This window comes from Mesorhizobium sp. M0761, assembly GCF_040320205.1.
In the GTDB taxonomy this organism is placed as follows: Bacteria; Pseudomonadota; Alphaproteobacteria; order Rhizobiales; family Rhizobiaceae; genus Mesorhizobium.
Genome location: NZ_JAMYPF010000009.1, coordinates 23075 through 36430, shown reverse-complemented (window position 1 = coordinate 36430; position 13356 = coordinate 23075). Strand labels below are relative to the sequence as shown.

At 60.4% G+C, this 13356-nt stretch carries 21 protein-coding genes and 1 pseudogene; 9 read left to right on the top strand and 13 right to left on the bottom strand.

From position 1 onward, the window contains the following. Window positions 1–483: 483 nt before the first annotated feature. On the top strand, window positions 484–678 hold the full coding sequence (locus NKI32_RS16580; protein WP_023705682.1) for a hypothetical protein: 195 nt from the start codon (window positions 484–486) through the stop codon (window positions 676–678). An 83-nt stretch (window positions 679–761) separates the two neighbouring features. Here the strand turns inward: NKI32_RS16580 and waaF are convergent, their stop codons facing one another. Beyond that, window positions 762–1784, bottom strand: a complete 1023-nt coding sequence (gene waaF / locus NKI32_RS16575) for a lipopolysaccharide heptosyltransferase II (protein WP_353003008.1) — start codon at window positions 1782–1784, stop codon at window positions 762–764. Next, the gene (locus NKI32_RS16570; RefSeq protein WP_023808296.1) at window positions 1781–2722 is read right to left on the bottom strand and encodes a glycosyltransferase; all 942 of its coding nucleotides are present in this window, start codon (window positions 2720–2722) and stop codon (window positions 1781–1783) included. Before NKI32_RS16570 ends, waaF begins: the two co-directional genes overlap by 4 nt. A gap of 484 nt (window positions 2723–3206) precedes the next feature. Here NKI32_RS16570 and NKI32_RS16565 point away from each other — a divergent pair, with 484 nt between their 5' ends. Continuing rightward, the gene (locus NKI32_RS16565; RefSeq protein WP_353003007.1) at window positions 3207–4052 is read left to right on the top strand and encodes a glycosyltransferase family 25 protein; all 846 of its coding nucleotides are present in this window, start codon (window positions 3207–3209) and stop codon (window positions 4050–4052) included. Between the two features lie 19 nt (window positions 4053–4071). On the opposite strand, the gene msrA is transcribed toward NKI32_RS16565, so the two are convergent. From msrA to NKI32_RS16525, 8 genes are all read right to left on the bottom strand, one after another. Further along, complete coding sequence (gene msrA / locus NKI32_RS16560) at window positions 4072–4590, bottom strand: peptide-methionine (S)-S-oxide reductase MsrA (protein ID WP_352510825.1); 519 nt, start codon at window positions 4588–4590, stop codon at window positions 4072–4074. Window positions 4591–4658: 68 nt separating this feature from the next. Then, entirely contained in the window at window positions 4659–4982 is a 324-nt protein-coding gene (locus NKI32_RS16555) for a hypothetical protein (RefSeq protein ID WP_023689880.1), read from the bottom strand. A gap of 3 nt (window positions 4983–4985) precedes the next feature. Then, entirely contained in the window at window positions 4986–5177 is a 192-nt protein-coding gene (locus NKI32_RS16550; protein ID WP_352625870.1) for a hypothetical protein, read from the bottom strand. After that, entirely contained in the window at window positions 5162–5401 is a 240-nt protein-coding gene (locus NKI32_RS16545; RefSeq protein ID WP_023808298.1) for a hypothetical protein, read from the bottom strand. The genes NKI32_RS16550 and NKI32_RS16545 overlap by 16 nt, the downstream gene beginning before the upstream one ends. Before the next feature lie 96 nt (window positions 5402–5497). Continuing rightward, entirely contained in the window at window positions 5498–5701 is a 204-nt protein-coding gene (locus NKI32_RS16540; protein WP_352625869.1) for a Pam3-gp28 family putative phage holin, read from the bottom strand. Next, window positions 5698–6390 carry a glycoside hydrolase family 108 protein gene (locus NKI32_RS16535; protein ID WP_488377249.1) on the bottom strand — a complete coding sequence of 231 codons (693 nt, stop codon included), beginning with the start codon at window positions 6388–6390 and terminating at the stop codon, window positions 5698–5700. Before NKI32_RS16535 ends, NKI32_RS16540 begins: the two co-directional genes overlap by 4 nt. Before the next feature lie 255 nt (window positions 6391–6645). After that, on the bottom strand, window positions 6646–6777 hold the full coding sequence (locus NKI32_RS16530) for a hypothetical protein (protein ID WP_280790706.1): 132 nt from the start codon (window positions 6775–6777) through the stop codon (window positions 6646–6648). A 265-nt stretch (window positions 6778–7042) separates the two neighbouring features. Beyond that, window positions 7043–8029: a pyocin knob domain-containing protein gene (locus NKI32_RS16525; protein ID WP_353003006.1), complete on the bottom strand. Its 987-nt coding sequence runs from the start codon at window positions 8027–8029 to the stop codon at window positions 7043–7045. Between NKI32_RS16525 and NKI32_RS16520 the strand changes: the two are divergent. After that, window positions 8029–9009 (top strand): annotated as a pseudogene (locus tag NKI32_RS16520) (IS1595 family transposase). The gene NKI32_RS16525 and the pseudogene NKI32_RS16520 overlap by 1 nt on opposite strands. A gap of 44 nt (window positions 9010–9053) precedes the next feature. Here NKI32_RS16520 and NKI32_RS16515 read toward each other — a convergent pair. Genes NKI32_RS16515 through NKI32_RS16505 form a run of 3 tightly spaced genes read right to left on the bottom strand, consistent with a single transcriptional unit; the run spans window position 9054 to window position 10096 of the window. After that, complete coding sequence (locus NKI32_RS16515; RefSeq protein ID WP_023749530.1) at window positions 9054–9422, bottom strand: hypothetical protein; 369 nt, start codon at window positions 9420–9422, stop codon at window positions 9054–9056. 13 nt (window positions 9423–9435) lie between these two features. Then, the gene (locus NKI32_RS16510) at window positions 9436–9894 is read right to left on the bottom strand and encodes a Panacea domain-containing protein (protein ID WP_023819037.1); all 459 of its coding nucleotides are present in this window, start codon (window positions 9892–9894) and stop codon (window positions 9436–9438) included. A gap of 37 nt (window positions 9895–9931) precedes the next feature. Next, a complete protein-coding gene (locus tag NKI32_RS16505; RefSeq protein ID WP_353003005.1) occupies window positions 9932–10096 on the bottom strand; it encodes a hypothetical protein in 165 nt (54 codons plus the stop codon). Between NKI32_RS16505 and NKI32_RS16500 the strand changes: the two genes are divergently transcribed. The 6 genes from NKI32_RS16500 (at window position 10096) to NKI32_RS16475 (ending at window position 13347) form a co-directional block, all read left to right on the top strand. Continuing rightward, the gene (locus NKI32_RS16500; protein WP_023740019.1) at window positions 10096–10623 is read left to right on the top strand and encodes a hypothetical protein; all 528 of its coding nucleotides are present in this window, start codon (window positions 10096–10098) and stop codon (window positions 10621–10623) included. The two genes, NKI32_RS16505 and NKI32_RS16500, sit on opposite strands and share 1 nt — an antisense overlap. 195 nt (window positions 10624–10818) lie before the next feature. Beyond that, window positions 10819–11634 carry a class I SAM-dependent methyltransferase gene (locus NKI32_RS16495; protein WP_353003004.1) on the top strand — a complete coding sequence of 272 codons (816 nt, stop codon included), beginning with the start codon at window positions 10819–10821 and terminating at the stop codon, window positions 11632–11634. Between the two features lie 248 nt (window positions 11635–11882). Continuing rightward, window positions 11883–12326: a Ros/MucR family transcriptional regulator gene (locus NKI32_RS16490; protein ID WP_023671447.1), complete on the top strand. Its 444-nt coding sequence runs from the start codon at window positions 11883–11885 to the stop codon at window positions 12324–12326. Between the two features lie 42 nt (window positions 12327–12368). Continuing rightward, window positions 12369–12563: a hypothetical protein gene (locus NKI32_RS16485; RefSeq protein WP_023689866.1), complete on the top strand. Its 195-nt coding sequence runs from the start codon at window positions 12369–12371 to the stop codon at window positions 12561–12563. Window positions 12564–12677: 114 nt separating this feature from the next. Beyond that, a complete protein-coding gene (locus tag NKI32_RS16480) occupies window positions 12678–12947 on the top strand; it encodes a hypothetical protein (protein ID WP_352860355.1) in 270 nt (89 codons plus the stop codon). Window positions 12948–13041: 94 nt separating this feature from the next. Beyond that, entirely contained in the window at window positions 13042–13347 is a 306-nt protein-coding gene (locus NKI32_RS16475; protein WP_023671444.1) for a hypothetical protein, read from the top strand. Window positions 13348–13356: the final 9 nt, after the last annotated feature.

The following is a 13356-nucleotide window of genomic DNA, read 5'->3' as shown; positions in this document are numbered from 1 at the left end:
GGTAGAAGCCAAACGCAAAAAAGCCCGCCTTGGCGTCAAGCCAAGGCGGGCGGTAGATCATCCGGCCTGCGCTGCCGTGGAACGATGGATTGGCCAAAGCCCTGGGCTGAGACCCATGCCGTTTGTAACCGGCGATTGACTACGGAGCGTCCCCGGTCAGCTGGAATTCGTCTTGTGGTTGCAACGATGCTACGTTTTGTTTGGAAACGAGAGCTTAAGACCACGCAATATCGTTACGTCAACTATGCTGTCCAAGTATGTCGTGGTGTGAACTGAAGGAATCTTCCTGTCTTGTACAAAAGAACGCTTTGTTTATTTTCTTTCCGTCACATAGTGTAGCGAATCTTGAATCCGGATGGGGCGGCTTTCATGCAGCCAGCGCCTTCGCAGGATCGCGGTCCGCACGTGCAATATCCACTTCACGGCAATCTTCATGCAAGCATAGTCAGCACAAAGTTCATGCGCAGACATTGGGGGGCACCGATGGACCAGCCGAGCAAAATGGAGAACCTGCAGTTCGCGCAAGGGATACTGCGGGAGCTTCGGCAGAAAGCCGAAGGCGACGGCGAGAAGCTTCTGACCTACCTCATCGACATGGCCTACCTTGAAGCCAGCGACCGCATCCGTGCCCACTGGGTCGGCAATCACGAGCCCGAAAACCGCAGGGCCAAGGGGTAGTGCCAAGGGGTAAACCCGAAACGGGGCGATGGTTGCCCCCACGGAGCGTTTGATCAGACGCTTGGGGCCGGCGAGGCCACCGGTCAGTTGGCAATACCGGCTGAGAGGTCAGCCAGAACCTCCCTCACCCGAGTTTCGCTGACGCCGCGCGTGTCCTTGACCCAGCTGGGCGTCGAAAGCGGCGGTTCGATAAAGCGAACATGGTTGTTTACGGGCCCATGCACATAGGGGCGATTCAGCCCGTAGATGAGCGCGCATGGGACGTTCAGGGCAGCGGCGGCGTGGGAAATCCCGCCATCAACCCCGAGGAACATGGTTGACGCAGCGATCTGGCACATCGCGTCAGCAATCGACGGGGTCGAGGTGAAGTCGATTGCCTCAGGAATGGCGGCGCGGATTTTTGCGGCACCGGCGTGCTCGCGCGGTCCGCCTACAATCCAGATTGCCCAGCCGCGATCATGATGGTCTCTGGCGATCGAAATGAAGCGCTCGACGGGCCATGAGCGGAAATTCTCAATGTCGGCAGTATAGAGCGCCAGGGCCGGTCGCCCGGCATCGATCTTCTTGTGCTGGCGCCAATCGTCCAACTCGGCCGGATCGACCACAAGCCGGGGCGCCGGCCACTCTGCGCCCGCAGCCGGCTTTTCGCCAAGCGAGGCAATCGAGCAGACCTCCTCGAAGAGCCGCGTCTTGCGGGGTCCGAAGGCCCATAGATGCGCCAACCAGCCGGCGGGGAAGCGATTGAGGAGGCCGAATTGCAACTCCTGCGGATAGCCGATGCGCTCCTCTATTCCGGCCATGAACGCCATCAGCGCCGCCTTGGTGCTGCTGGTCATCAGATAGGCCGTACGGTAATTTTCCTTGCGCAACTCGCCAACCAGGCGGCTGCGCTCGCCAAAACCGGGGCGCTGATGACGCTTGGCAAACGCCCAGCCCTTCCTGACATGCGGCATCAGGCGCGCCAGCGGCGCTGCAACGGGCGAGGTGACGACATCTATGGGGCGATCAGGAAATCGCGCGGCAATGATCTGGATGGCGGAATGGCAACGGACGAAGTCGCCGACCGCGGGGAAGCCGACGAAGAGGATTGGATCGCCGGTCGTCAAGGAAGCGCTTCGCCGTCAAGGATGCGGGCATAGAGATCCAGATAGCCGCGCGCCGCTTTTTGGATGGGAAATCTCGTCGCGGCCGATTCGCGGCATTGCTGAGGCGTAAGGTCGGCGACGGCCTCGAAAGCGGCCGCAAATTCTTCATCGGTCTCAAAGAAGCGCCCGCTGTCGGCATCGACCGTCTCGGGCAATGCGCCTCGCGTCGTCGTTAGCACCGGAGTGCCGCACAACATGGCTTCGACCGGTGCGTTGCCGAACGGCTCCTCCCAGGCGATGGGGTTGAGGAAGGCTCGCGCTTCGCCGAGAAGGCGAAGCTTCGGCTCGCCGTCAACGATTCCGTGGAAACGGTATCGCCTGCCAAGGCTCTTGAAAAACAACCCTTCGCGGCGGGTCTGACTTCGGCCCAGCAGTTTCCAACGCGAGCCACCGGCGATATCGAGACCGAAATCGAATTTTTTGGCGAGATCGACGGCGCGGTTGAGGCCTTTGCTTGATCGTGCAATGCCGGCGAGAAATAGCAGGCGGTCGCCCTTTGCAGCCGACAAACGATAGGCGTCCACCGGAAAGCCATTGTAGACGAATGTCTCGCGCCCATGCTGGCGGGCATGATTGGCGCTGATAAAGCTCCAGTTCGCAACTGGCATGGGCTGGTCCGGCATAAAGCCGCGCTGCGTATTCAGCGTTGGAAATGGCACCTCGACGGGCCAACTATGGGTGTGGACGATTTGCGTGTCGCGCGGAATGGCTGCCCGGCATTCGGCATCGGTCGAAGCGTGCCGGACTTCGAAGAGCGGGTGGCTGGAGCCAGGGCCAGCGATCACCACGACTTCGTGTCCGAGACGAACCATCTCCGTGGCCAGCCATTCGACCTGACGCTGAATCCCACCGTAACCTCGGCAGGGTATTACGCCCTTCAAAACGAGCGTCACCCGCATTGACCTTGCCTCACAATGCTCTCAAGACGGCCCAGTTGCGTCACGGGCTGGGCATTGTCAAGGTCGCGCCAGAAACGCAAAAAGCCTCGGCGGCCTCGACTGGGTTACGGAATCGTTAATCAGCGCTTGCTACTATGCCGGATGACCAAGAATCTCGGCAATGCGCCCACGACCATCTCCAGGCAACAGCCAAAGACCTCCGCTCTTGGTCGGCTGGCGCCCGCCCTGTTTCCCCTTGTGGTCGTCGCGCTTGGATACATGATCGGCCGGCAATTCTTCGGCTTCTAGGGCGACTCGACTCGTCTACCCGCGCACGGTTAAGCCTCGCGCCTCGCCGGGGATGCAGTCAATGTCCACCCAACCTCCGAAATCAACCGGCGGCACGTACGCCGCTACCCACTGCCCCGCACGTAAGCAAATTTGCAATCACGGGAACGTGATATTCACTGATCACCGGACAAAGGGGGCGCTGATGAGGTGTCTGGTGATCAATCTTGATCGTTGTCGCGATCGGCTGGCGCATGTCGCGTCCGAGTTCGGCCGGATCGGAGTACCATTTGAGCGTGTCTCCGCCATTGATTGCCCCGATTGCTGCTCTGTCGCCAAAAGCCCGCTGAGCGCTGCTGAGGTTTGCTGTTTCCTGAGCCACCGCTCGTGTTGGGAGATCGTTGCGAACGGCGCGGATCAATATGGCGCGGTTTTCGAAGACGACGTCGTTTTCGGCGCTGGCGCCGGCTCGCTGCTTGCTTCCGATCGATGGGTGCCACGCGATGCCGATGTGATCAAGCTGGAAACGCATTTTGCCAAAGTGAGGGTCGAACGCAAGGAAGTCGCTCTCGATGATGGGTTTTCGCTTGCCAGACTTTATGGCCTGCACGCGGGCGCCGCAGGCTATGTCCTCTCCAGATCGGCAGCGCAAAGATTGCTGCGCAGGACCATGCATCTGAGAGGAGAGGTCGACTTCGTTCTTTTTCACCCAGGATTCATGACCTGCTCGCTCAACCGAATCTATCAGATCATGCCGGCGCTTTGCGCACAGCACCATTTTGTTTCGGGACGAGAGCGCTTTCCAAGCCTAGTGCGACGGCCCGGGAGGCGGCCAAAACCGTTTCTCGATCGAATTGTTGGAGAAGCGGTGCGAACCTTCGCCTATCTTCGAAACCAGAGCCTGACCGGAACAAAGAAGATCGAGGCCGTCGCGTTCTCAGACTCTGAGGTCGACGGCAAACCCGTCCACGGCGCGTTCGTCTATGGGGAGCCCGAGCACGGCCACCTCTACGAGGCGGCCGGCATACCGATCGCGCGGAAGAATAGTTCGACCGCCAGATAAGCAGACGATAGCGGCTGCGTTACGAAACAGCCTTTTCGCGGACCGGAAGCTTCCAGCCCGGCCTGACAAAGTGGCAGGTATAGCCGTTGGGGTATTTCTCGAGATAGTCCTGATGCTCTGGCTCCGCCTCCCAGAAATCGCCCGCCGGCGCAAGCTCGGTGACGACCTTGCCCGGCCACAGTCCAGAGGCATCGACATCGGCGATGGTGTCTTCGGCGACGCGCTTCTGCTCGTCGCTGGTGTAGAAGATCGCCGAGCGATAGCTCATTCCGACATCGTTGCCCTGGCGGTTCCTGGTGGTCGGATCGTGGATCTGGAAAAAGGATTCGAGCAATGTGCGAAAGCTGATCCTGGCCGGATCGAAAACGATCTCGATGGCTTCGGCATGGCTGCCGTGGTTGCGATACGTGGCGTTGGGCACATCGCCACCGCTATAGCCGACGCGGGTAGAGATCACGCCGAGATAGCGCCGGATCAAATCCTGCATGCCCCAGAAACAGCCGCCGGCAAGGACTGCACGTTCGGTGGACGTCGCCATATCATACCTCCATTGGATTGCTCCTTAGGTAGGCATTGTCGCTGGCTTCTTCCAGCATCTCAAGTGCATCACTCGTTGCCGGCCGAGCCGAACCGCCGCACGATGACCTCGAAGACGATGTCGGAAATCCACATGGCCGAGACGCCGATCAAAAAGGCGGCGGCGAGCGTCGTGGTATCGTCGGCCGGATCGGGGATAGGCATGCCGGTTGCCCTGAACCAGGCGACGGCAGGCAGCGTCAGATACGCAGCCGCCAGCGCCCCGCAGATCGGCGAGGCAATCATCTCGCGCAGCTTGTAGCGATGGCGCGACAGTGCTCGCAGCACGCCGCCGGCTAGCCCGGCGGCGACGACCGGCCCCTTGATGCCGAGCATGTCGAATAGGTCGTGCATCGGCTAAGGCCTCCATCCGCAGAGCTTTTGTCCCTTGCGGTTGTGCGCCAGGAGCGCTCTCGCCTCGGCGTCCGACAGGACGTCGGCGGCTTCGGCCGAAAGGCGCAGCGGGCTCGAAATCGCGCAGAAGCCGCCCGAAGCAGTCGTGCACCCGGCAAGCGCCACAAGCAGCGCAAGCATCAGTCCCTTGCCCATGATTTCAGCTCCTTTCGAACAGCGTCCGCCGGCAGTGCGCCGACGTCGTTCTGCACCTGCTCAGCGACCGCGCGCGCCGCGGCCTCAGCGGCCGCCAGTTTGCCGCGCTCGGCCCTGGCGCCGGCCAGCCGCTGGTGAACGCCCCAGCAAAGGGCGGCGATGACCGATGCCAGGAAGCCCAGCAGCGCTTTGTTGCCAAGCAGGACGGCGAGGAGCGCGCTCACAGCAGCCACCCGGCGACAAGCCCGGCGGCAAAGCCGATAGCGTAGGGTTTCGCGGCTTCGAGATAGGCGATGAGCAGTTGTTGAAACCCTTCCATGTCAGTGCTCCCAGCCGGATTTGCGGGCCAGCCAGTGCCAAGTCTCGGTGACCGAGGCGATGGCGAGACCGGCGGCGATCTCCAGACCAGCTTGAATGTCGGGGTCGGAAGAAAATGCCGCCGCGTCGTCGGCGCCGAGCAGGCCACGCACGACCAGAACACCGGCGCCGTAACGCAAGCCGATGCGGATGAAGACGGCGATCATGTCGAACTCCTTGCGAAAATCGATTTCAGGATTTGAAGCAGCGCACGCCAGAACGGCAGGCGTTCGACGGGGCTGACGCGCCCGCCGGGAGACACCGGCGGCATCGCACTGCCGGGCTTCGGTGAGAGCGCTGATGGCTGGGGCGGGGTGCCCGGCAAAGGTGCCGGAGCGGGCTGTAGTGCCGACATCAACAGCGCCTGGGAACGGACCGACCGGATGCGATCGCTCCAACCCTTGCCGAAAACCGGCCAGGTCGGCAGCCGCCGCAGGAATTCCAGGCGGGCATCGCAAAGATCGTCGATGGCTGCGCCCGGTGGCCTGGCGCCGACAGCTTTGAGCGTGGCCGGGCCGATCCTGCCGTCCTGTGCGGTGCCAACTGCCGCCTGCAGATATTTAGCCGCCCTGCCCGGCCCACTGTTCACGGCGAAGTCGAAGACGGCATAGTCGACACCGCCGGGAAGCTCTGCGCCCGCAGCGGCATCCCAATAGAAGCGGCGATAGACCGTCGCCACCTGAGTATCCGTGATATGGCGAAGGTCGTCCTTCGTCGCATCCGCCTTCACGTAGCGGCGGAAATTGGCCAGCGTCACGCCCTTCATGGTTGCGCCGCCGGGATCGGCCGGATTGTCGGACCAGCCACCTTCGGATTTGAGGACGAGCGCAAGCGCCCGCGCGAAGTTGCGGTTCATTTTGTGCCTCTTTTGGGGTTGTGGGTTAGGGGCGAGGATTACCGCCGGATCGAGCCCGAGCGCTCGGACCAAGTTCACAGCATCAGGATCGTCGCTGTAGAGAGAGGGATCGTCCGGAGCGAACCAGCGGGCGAAATAGATCGGGTTGCCGGTGAGCATGCCATAGGCCTGCGGCATCTTGCCGCCGTCGATGATGCGGGCTTGCACTATGGATTTCAGCACAATGTGGCGGACTGCCGGGGCAGCACTGCAAGCCTAGCCATCCCATATTTGACGCGCATCTTCCGGGGCTTCAGGCACTTCGATGCCATTTTCAGGAAGCTCGAGGTCTTCACCATCAAAGCCGCCGAGATAGGCGCCATTGCCGTCAACGAAGTATTTTGTCATGGTGTCGCCTCAAAATTGGAAAGGGCTTTTTAGATGTGGCTTCTGTACCGGTATCAGTCCCTGCAAATTGGACTGGTGGCACTTGTCGCTCTTGGCGCCTATGTTGCGGTGCCGGATGGCTGCTATCGACAGGCGGCTTCTTTTTGGCTGTTTTGCCTGTATCGGTAAGCGTAGACATATACATTTCGCGGTATACGGGGTCGCCTTACGAGAAATACTGCGCTCAGCAGGATCTGCTGCAGGCCAGGAGAGAAGCCGCTAATAATTAGGCCCACGCTCGCACGACGAGCCTCCAGCTACTGTTGGTAATTGTGGTGCCTGCGCCGGTGCCTTTGGCGGTGATATCAACAGCGGTGGACGAAAACCGCACATTGATGTTGGTGGCGTCCGGGACCAGCGATAGACCTTTGTTGCCTGTACCGCCGCCCGGATTAGCCAGTACTTCGTCTCCAATGGAATACCCGGCATCTGCCGTAGTGCATTGCAGCACGGCAAAGTAGTTTTTTGGCTTGACGCCGAGTCCATGCGTTAGCGTCAGTGATCCGGCATTCGTGATGGTCTGCTGCGCGCTTTCATAAAACTTCTGAAGCAACGCCGTGGACGATTGGACATAGCGTGCATCCTGTTCGGCCTGCGACCATTGCAGCTTGATCCATCCTCCCCAGGCACCGCCAGCCTGCCTGCGCCGCCATAGCTTTTGGTCTGCCGCCGTAGTGTCGTTGACGAAATCATGCACCGTCTGCGTCCGGTAGCCAGTGCTGCCGTGCGCTTCCACAAACCCCAGGAACCAGTTTACGCCGTCCGGCGCATTAGCCGCCGCCGAGGCCATATACCAGCCATTGTCCAGGGCGTTGTTCCAATCGGTGATCGTCTGCGCGACGACACCAAGGTTGGAACGGCTATCAAGTTTCAGATCCAACCCAGCCTTGACGAACCCCGTTGTAGCCAACTGCGTGGTATTCGTTCCAGGCGCTGCGGTCGGCCCCGTTGGCGTCCCGGTGAATGTCGGGCTGGCCTTCGGCGCCAGGCTGGACACCGCTATCCCACTATCCTTCCCCGCCTTACCCGTGGTCCCGGCGAAGCTGACGATGTTGTCGGTCACGGAAGACGCAGGCCCCAAAAAATCTCCTACTCCCGTCCCGTCGGCGCCTCTGTCGCCGGCACGGTCGAACATCAGCCAGATGCCGTTGGCCGTCGTTGGCAAAGTGCCGGCGCCGCTGACATAGGTGAGCGTCAGCTTGCGGTATCGCAATGTTCGATCTGACCAACGCCATTTACCACGACGCCGACAAGCCCGCGAGCATTTGGAGGCTATCCATTGGCCCCACGGCCCGTTCTGCCCTCATTGCGGCAATGCCAATCCTGAGCGCATTGCCAAACTGGCGGGCAAGTCCACGCGCCCCGGTGTCTACAAATGCAACGAATGCCGTGCGCCGTTCTCTGTCACGGTCGGCACTGTATTCGAGCGTTCCAAGATCGGCCTGCACAAGTGGGTGCTGGCTTCGCATCTGTATGCCTCATCCAAGAAAGGCATGAGCGCGCACCAGCTACACCGTATGCTCGGCGTCACCTACAAGACAGCTTGGTTTATGGCGCACCGCATTCGCGAAGCCATGAAGGAAGACGTGAAGTCTTCCGGGCCGCTTGGCGGCGAAGGCAAGACCGTCGAGGCCGACGAGACCTACATCGGCAAGCGTGAGACGCCTCGCGTTTCAGAGCAGCGCAAGGGCCGCCCCTTCACCAAGAAGGGCAAAGGCGGCGGCGCGCATAAGCGCATTGTGGTTGGTCTGGTCGAGCGCGGCGGCAAAGCCCGTATGTTCCATTTGAACGACGCCACGGCCTCTACCGTGCGCGATGTGCTGGTCCGCAACGTGTCTCGCGACGACGCTCTATACCGACTCGTCGCGCCTCTACACGCGCACTGGCGATGAACATGCATCGCACAAGACGACCAATCACGCCGCTGGCGAATACGTACGCTACGAAGGCGCAGAGACGATCCACTCCAATACGATTGAAGGCGTGTTCTCAGTGTTCAAGCGCGGCATGGTTGGCGTCTACCAGCATTGCGGCGAAGCTCACTTGCACCGCTACCTTGCTGAGTTCGATTTCCGCTACAATCGTCGCACGGCTCTTAAGGTGACTGACACCGAACGCCACGACCAGTTGCTTGCAATGATCGAAGGCAAGCGCCTTACCTATCGGCGGATTGGTGAAGCCGGTCACGCCTAAGCAGAAGGCGCGCCGGTTGATGGCAATTCGAAGTAGTAAGGGCTCTAGCTCGGGGCTTTGAACAGGCCCCGAGCGATCCAGCCCACCAAGCCCACGACAGCCACCGCTGTAGATCCAATAAGAGTGATGACGACCTTATCGTCCAGCTTGAAGGGGCAACTCGGAATTCCCTGTGCGATCAGGATAATCCCTGAGAATGCCGAGAAGACAATTAGGAAGCGGAATGCTTTGTCGGCGTACCCCTGCCTGAGATTTCGGTCGGCCCGCTGGTCAGTCACGCCTTCTTTTAGGCTGTCGATTTGCGTGCGCAGCTTCTCATTTTCCAGCCGCGCCTTCTCAAGCTCGTAAATCGCCTGAGACTCGTCCGTCTCTGCGGGCAACGACTCCACCTCGGCCCTTACCAGGGCCTTCATATCGGCGTCTGGCTTAGCGCTTTTCGGCGAGTCCACTGAAATAGTCCGCAATCACATTGTCTGGAATTACAACGCCGCGACGGCCGGGCTCAAAGACCCTCTCCCAAGGTGTGCCTCGCCGGTGGGTCAGGGATGAGAGCGTTGACGCCGGATAATCCGCATATGCCGCGTAAACTTGCTCCAAAACATCTCGCTCGTTCGGCTCCAAATTCTCGCGTGGGGCGTCAATTGGCTGCGTGACCGGATCAGGCCCCCACGGCGCTAGAGCGCGATACAGAGTGGGGATGACGGGACCAAACTCCCACGCCTGCACCTCGTCGCGGATAAGTGGATGGCGATGAAGAGCCATGTTCCAGCCGTGGGCAAAATAGACCAGCTTTTGAAGCTGCATATTTGAAAGCGCGCGACCGCCATCGCGTCTAGCGCGCTTAATGAACCAATTGGCTATAGCCCGCGAATCAACATATGGCATGGTGCCTCAATATGAGGAGTGCAAGCTAAAAGTCCAATTATTCAGGCTTTTCGGCCTTATTTTTGGACTTTTGCGTCTTCTGGTCTGTCTTATGCTTTTCTTCATGGTGCGATCTGGGCGGCGTCTTCAGCATCCGCTGTACCGTCTCGTTGAAGCGTGTATCGTTGGTTTTGTCGCTATCACGGTTGGCTGATTCTTTCATTGGACCCTATCCAGCGAGAAGATTTTGAACGCGCCATCGGCAAGTTAGCCATCAATTGGGCTGCTGCCGAACACGGGTTCGACCACTGCATTTCTATCCTATTTTATGAGAAAGGCGCTAGCTCGCTAGTTACTACATTGCCCCTGAATGCGCGGGCAAAAATCCGATTCTTCCAAAAGGCGATCAAAGCAATACCAGAGCTTGCTGGGGCCGTTCCACGGGCTGAGGAGCTTGCGAACGCTGCCTTCAGAATCCTGGATGATAGAAACTGGTGCATCCACGGGACCGCATCCATGATTGGCGGCACGCTCTTCGAGCAACCCTTCAATCTGTCGCGCTTCGAACGACCAGCCATGGAATCCATAGAACACAAGGAGGTCACCATGGGTTTCATCCATGTGACCAGCGAATCATGCGCCAAACTAACGCTGGCTTTGGCTGTGTTCATGTTCAGGAAGTTCGGTCTGTTCACTGAGAACGAGGTCGAGGATGCGCTTCGCGGTGTCCGCGAAGATATCACCTTCTAGCTCCGCGTCCCTGCCTCTATTTGCGCTTTCAGATCAGTGCCGGCCTGTCGGCTCGAATCATAGGACATTTTCCCATACTTTCTCAAGTATATGATTAGGAACTAATTCCTACTTCGGTCAAAGCCGCGTCTTGGCGCGGCCGCGCATTGCGCAAGGGCAGCATCGATGGGATGCTGCGTCTCGTCGGAGAGCGCAATGAGCAATGTGACCAGTCACTATGGCAGCGGCGGCATCGTCGAGCGCATCCTGTCGGCTGTGCCGGACGCCAGGGCCGGCAGCCTCGCGGCCGAACAACTCTATCCGTTCGACCAGCTTCATGGCCGCGAGCTGATCGCCACGCAGGACCATGCCGCGCGTCTTGCGCCCTCCGCCGGCGATCGGGTTCTGGACATCGGCAGCGGCATTGGCGGCCCGGCCCGGTTCCTTGCCGAGACCTATGGGTGCAGCGTCGACGGCGTCGACCTGACGCAGGCGTTCGTCGTGGCGTCCCGCCGACTGACCGAGCTCTGCGGCCTCGGCGACAAAGTGCGTTTCCATGAGGCCGATGCGACAAGGCTGCCTTTTGCGGACGACACATTCGACGCGGCAATCTGCTTCTATGTCGGCATGAATATCGCCGACAAGGCGGCGGTCATTGGGCAAGCGTGGCGCCTGCTGAAGCCGAAGGCCAGGCTTGTCTGGACCGAGGCGGTGCTGGCGGACGGCGAGCCTCACTATCCCTTGCCTTGGGCGGTGTCGGCTGCAGTCAGCCATCTTGTCGACCGCGAAACCCTGAAGGTCTTGTTTGCTTCAGCCGGATTCCAGGTCGACGACGTCATCGACGAAACCGGCGATCACGTCGAGCTGGCGTTGAAACGGGCAAATTCCGGCATCGTGCCCTCGCCCGCCCAGCAGCAGGCCAATGCGATCGTGCTCGGCGCCGAGTTCGTGCAGCGGCGAAAAAACTACATAAGCTGCCTGAGCGAGGGAAAACTCGCGTCACTGGCCATCATCGCTTCCAAGCCGGCCTGAAACAAAAAACCCGCCTCGGCGGCGGGTTGGTGGCGCAAATCAGCACCATCGACAAATCATAGCATAGCTGCCCTCACCGGTCAAGATATGTCAGGAAAGAATTCCTACATCGACATCGATCGGAGACTCGGCGATGCTAGCGCTACCACATCCGGCGTCAAGTCATATGCATATGTTCTAAAGTGCCATGCCGTCGGCGGATGTTGTCTGATAATTTGCCCTTTGGCATCAAGGGGGCAAAAGAAGCCATGTCTGAGGACAAAATCCGAAATATAAATCTGACCGCCGACATCGTCGCGGCATTCGTGCGCAACAATTCTGTGCCGCCGGATAGCCTGCCGGCGTTGATCGAGAGCGTCAATGCAGCGCTCGCGGCCGTGGACAATCCCGTCGCTCCCCCGCAACCTGCGCCTGAGCCCGCGGTCAACCGCAAGCGCTCGGTGACGCCGAATTTCATTTACTGCCTCGAGGATGGCAAGAAGTTCAGGTCGCTGCGGCGCCATCTCGGCTCCGCCCATGGCATGACGCCGGAAGCCTATCGCGCCAAATGGGACCTGCCCGGTGACTATCCGATGACGGCGCCCAGCTACGCCGCCAAACGATCGGAGCTGGCAAAGGAGTTCGGGCTCGGCATCAGGACACCCGAGGCCCCGGCCGCCAAGGCGCCGGCCAAGAGCAAGACCAAGGCGTAAAGGCACGCCCCCTCCGTGCCGTACGCCTGCTGGAGGACGATCATGGTGGCCGGAGAGCCCAATGACGTTCGCGTGGAACGTGTCGACCGCCGCCAATGGGCGGTGCTGGTTGCCGAGAATGGCACGGTGACCCAGCATCTGTTCATGGCCCAGGAAGCGGCCGAGGAGTTTGCCGACGGCGAGCGGACAAGGCTCGGCCTCCCCGCCAGGCCGCCGGCGGCGGATCCGCTGGCCTGAACAGTCCTTCAACCGGCTGCAGGATACAAGACGCAGCCTTCGACAGGCCGTCTAGCGACTGGTCATTAGCTGGCTCTTATGGAATCATTCCACTCCAACTCGGGGGAGAGCGGGATGGACAAACCAGCCATGGCATCCGTGTTCAGGATGCGGCAAGCGCCAGCCACTGTTTCGGGCGTTCGCAGCGTCGGCCAAGGCCAGGCCGATCCGGTCATCGGCAGAAGGCCGCTCGGCGAGGCGATCCGCTTCGTCATCGACGCCCACCCCCATTACGACATCAGCGGCGTTTTGATCGCCTATGGCGACGGTGCCGCCCCGCGCCTCGGCAGCCGGGAGGTCAAGGCGCTGTGGGCCGAATATGGCCGCCGCTGGATAGAAGAGTAGCGCAGGCCATCGACGGACGCCTATCGCTTGTATCCCCGTCCGGATCGTAACAGCGGCTCATGCGTTGAGCCTGAGCCAAATGGGAGCAACAGCCATGAACGTCGCCAATCTGCAACTCGAAGGCCTGCTGATGGCCGTCGCCTCGATCAATCAGGTGCTGGTGCGCAAGGGCCTGCTCACGGTGGAGGATATCGACATTGCGCTGCGCAAGGCCGAGGCCATCGAAACCGGCGAGGAGCGGTCCGACGGCATGTCGGAGTCCAACCGCGACGCCGTCAACTTTCCGATCCGACTGCTGGAACTGGCCAATCAATGCCAGCCGGAGGCGGACATGCCGTCCTTCTCGAAACTGGCCCGCATGGTCGGCCAGATGAAGGAACCCTACAACGACCAGATGTGAGGCGGTCTG

Coding starts and splice junctions, on each gene's coding strand:
- NKI32_RS16490 (WP_023671447.1), top strand. CDS start 11,883: ATGTCTGAGGACAAAATCCGAAATATAAATCTGACCGCCGACATCGTC.
- NKI32_RS16535 (WP_488377249.1), bottom strand. CDS start 6,390: ATGAACCGCAACTTCGCGCGGGCGCTTGCGCTCGTCCTCAAATCCGAA.
- NKI32_RS16485 (WP_023689866.1), top strand. CDS start 12,369: ATGGTGGCCGGAGAGCCCAATGACGTTCGCGTGGAACGTGTCGACCGC.
- NKI32_RS16530 (WP_280790706.1), bottom strand. CDS start 6,777: ATGACAAAATACTTCGTTGACGGCAATGGCGCCTATCTCGGCGGCTTT.
- NKI32_RS16495 (WP_353003004.1), top strand. CDS start 10,819: ATGAGCAATGTGACCAGTCACTATGGCAGCGGCGGCATCGTCGAGCGC.
- NKI32_RS16550 (WP_352625870.1), bottom strand. CDS start 5,177: ATGGGCAAGGGACTGATGCTTGCGCTGCTTGTGGCGCTTGCCGGGTGC.
- NKI32_RS16580 (WP_023705682.1), top strand. CDS start 484: ATGGACCAGCCGAGCAAAATGGAGAACCTGCAGTTCGCGCAAGGGATA.
- NKI32_RS16475 (WP_023671444.1), top strand. CDS start 13,042: ATGAACGTCGCCAATCTGCAACTCGAAGGCCTGCTGATGGCCGTCGCC.
- NKI32_RS16540 (WP_352625869.1), bottom strand. CDS start 5,701: ATGATCGCCGTCTTCATCCGCATCGGCTTGCGTTACGGCGCCGGTGTT.
- NKI32_RS16515 (WP_023749530.1), bottom strand. CDS start 9,422: ATGAAGGCCCTGGTAAGGGCCGAGGTGGAGTCGTTGCCCGCAGAGACG.
- msrA (WP_352510825.1), bottom strand. CDS start 4,590: ATGGCGACGTCCACCGAACGTGCAGTCCTTGCCGGCGGCTGTTTCTGG.
- NKI32_RS16510 (WP_023819037.1), bottom strand. CDS start 9,894: ATGCCATATGTTGATTCGCGGGCTATAGCCAATTGGTTCATTAAGCGC.
- NKI32_RS16555 (WP_023689880.1), bottom strand. CDS start 4,982: ATGCACGACCTATTCGACATGCTCGGCATCAAGGGGCCGGTCGTCGCC.
- NKI32_RS16480 (WP_352860355.1), top strand. CDS start 12,678: ATGGACAAACCAGCCATGGCATCCGTGTTCAGGATGCGGCAAGCGCCA.
- NKI32_RS16505 (WP_353003005.1), bottom strand. CDS start 10,096: ATGAAAGAATCAGCCAACCGTGATAGCGACAAAACCAACGATACACGC.
- NKI32_RS16570 (WP_023808296.1), bottom strand. CDS start 2,722: ATGCGGGTGACGCTCGTTTTGAAGGGCGTAATACCCTGCCGAGGTTAC.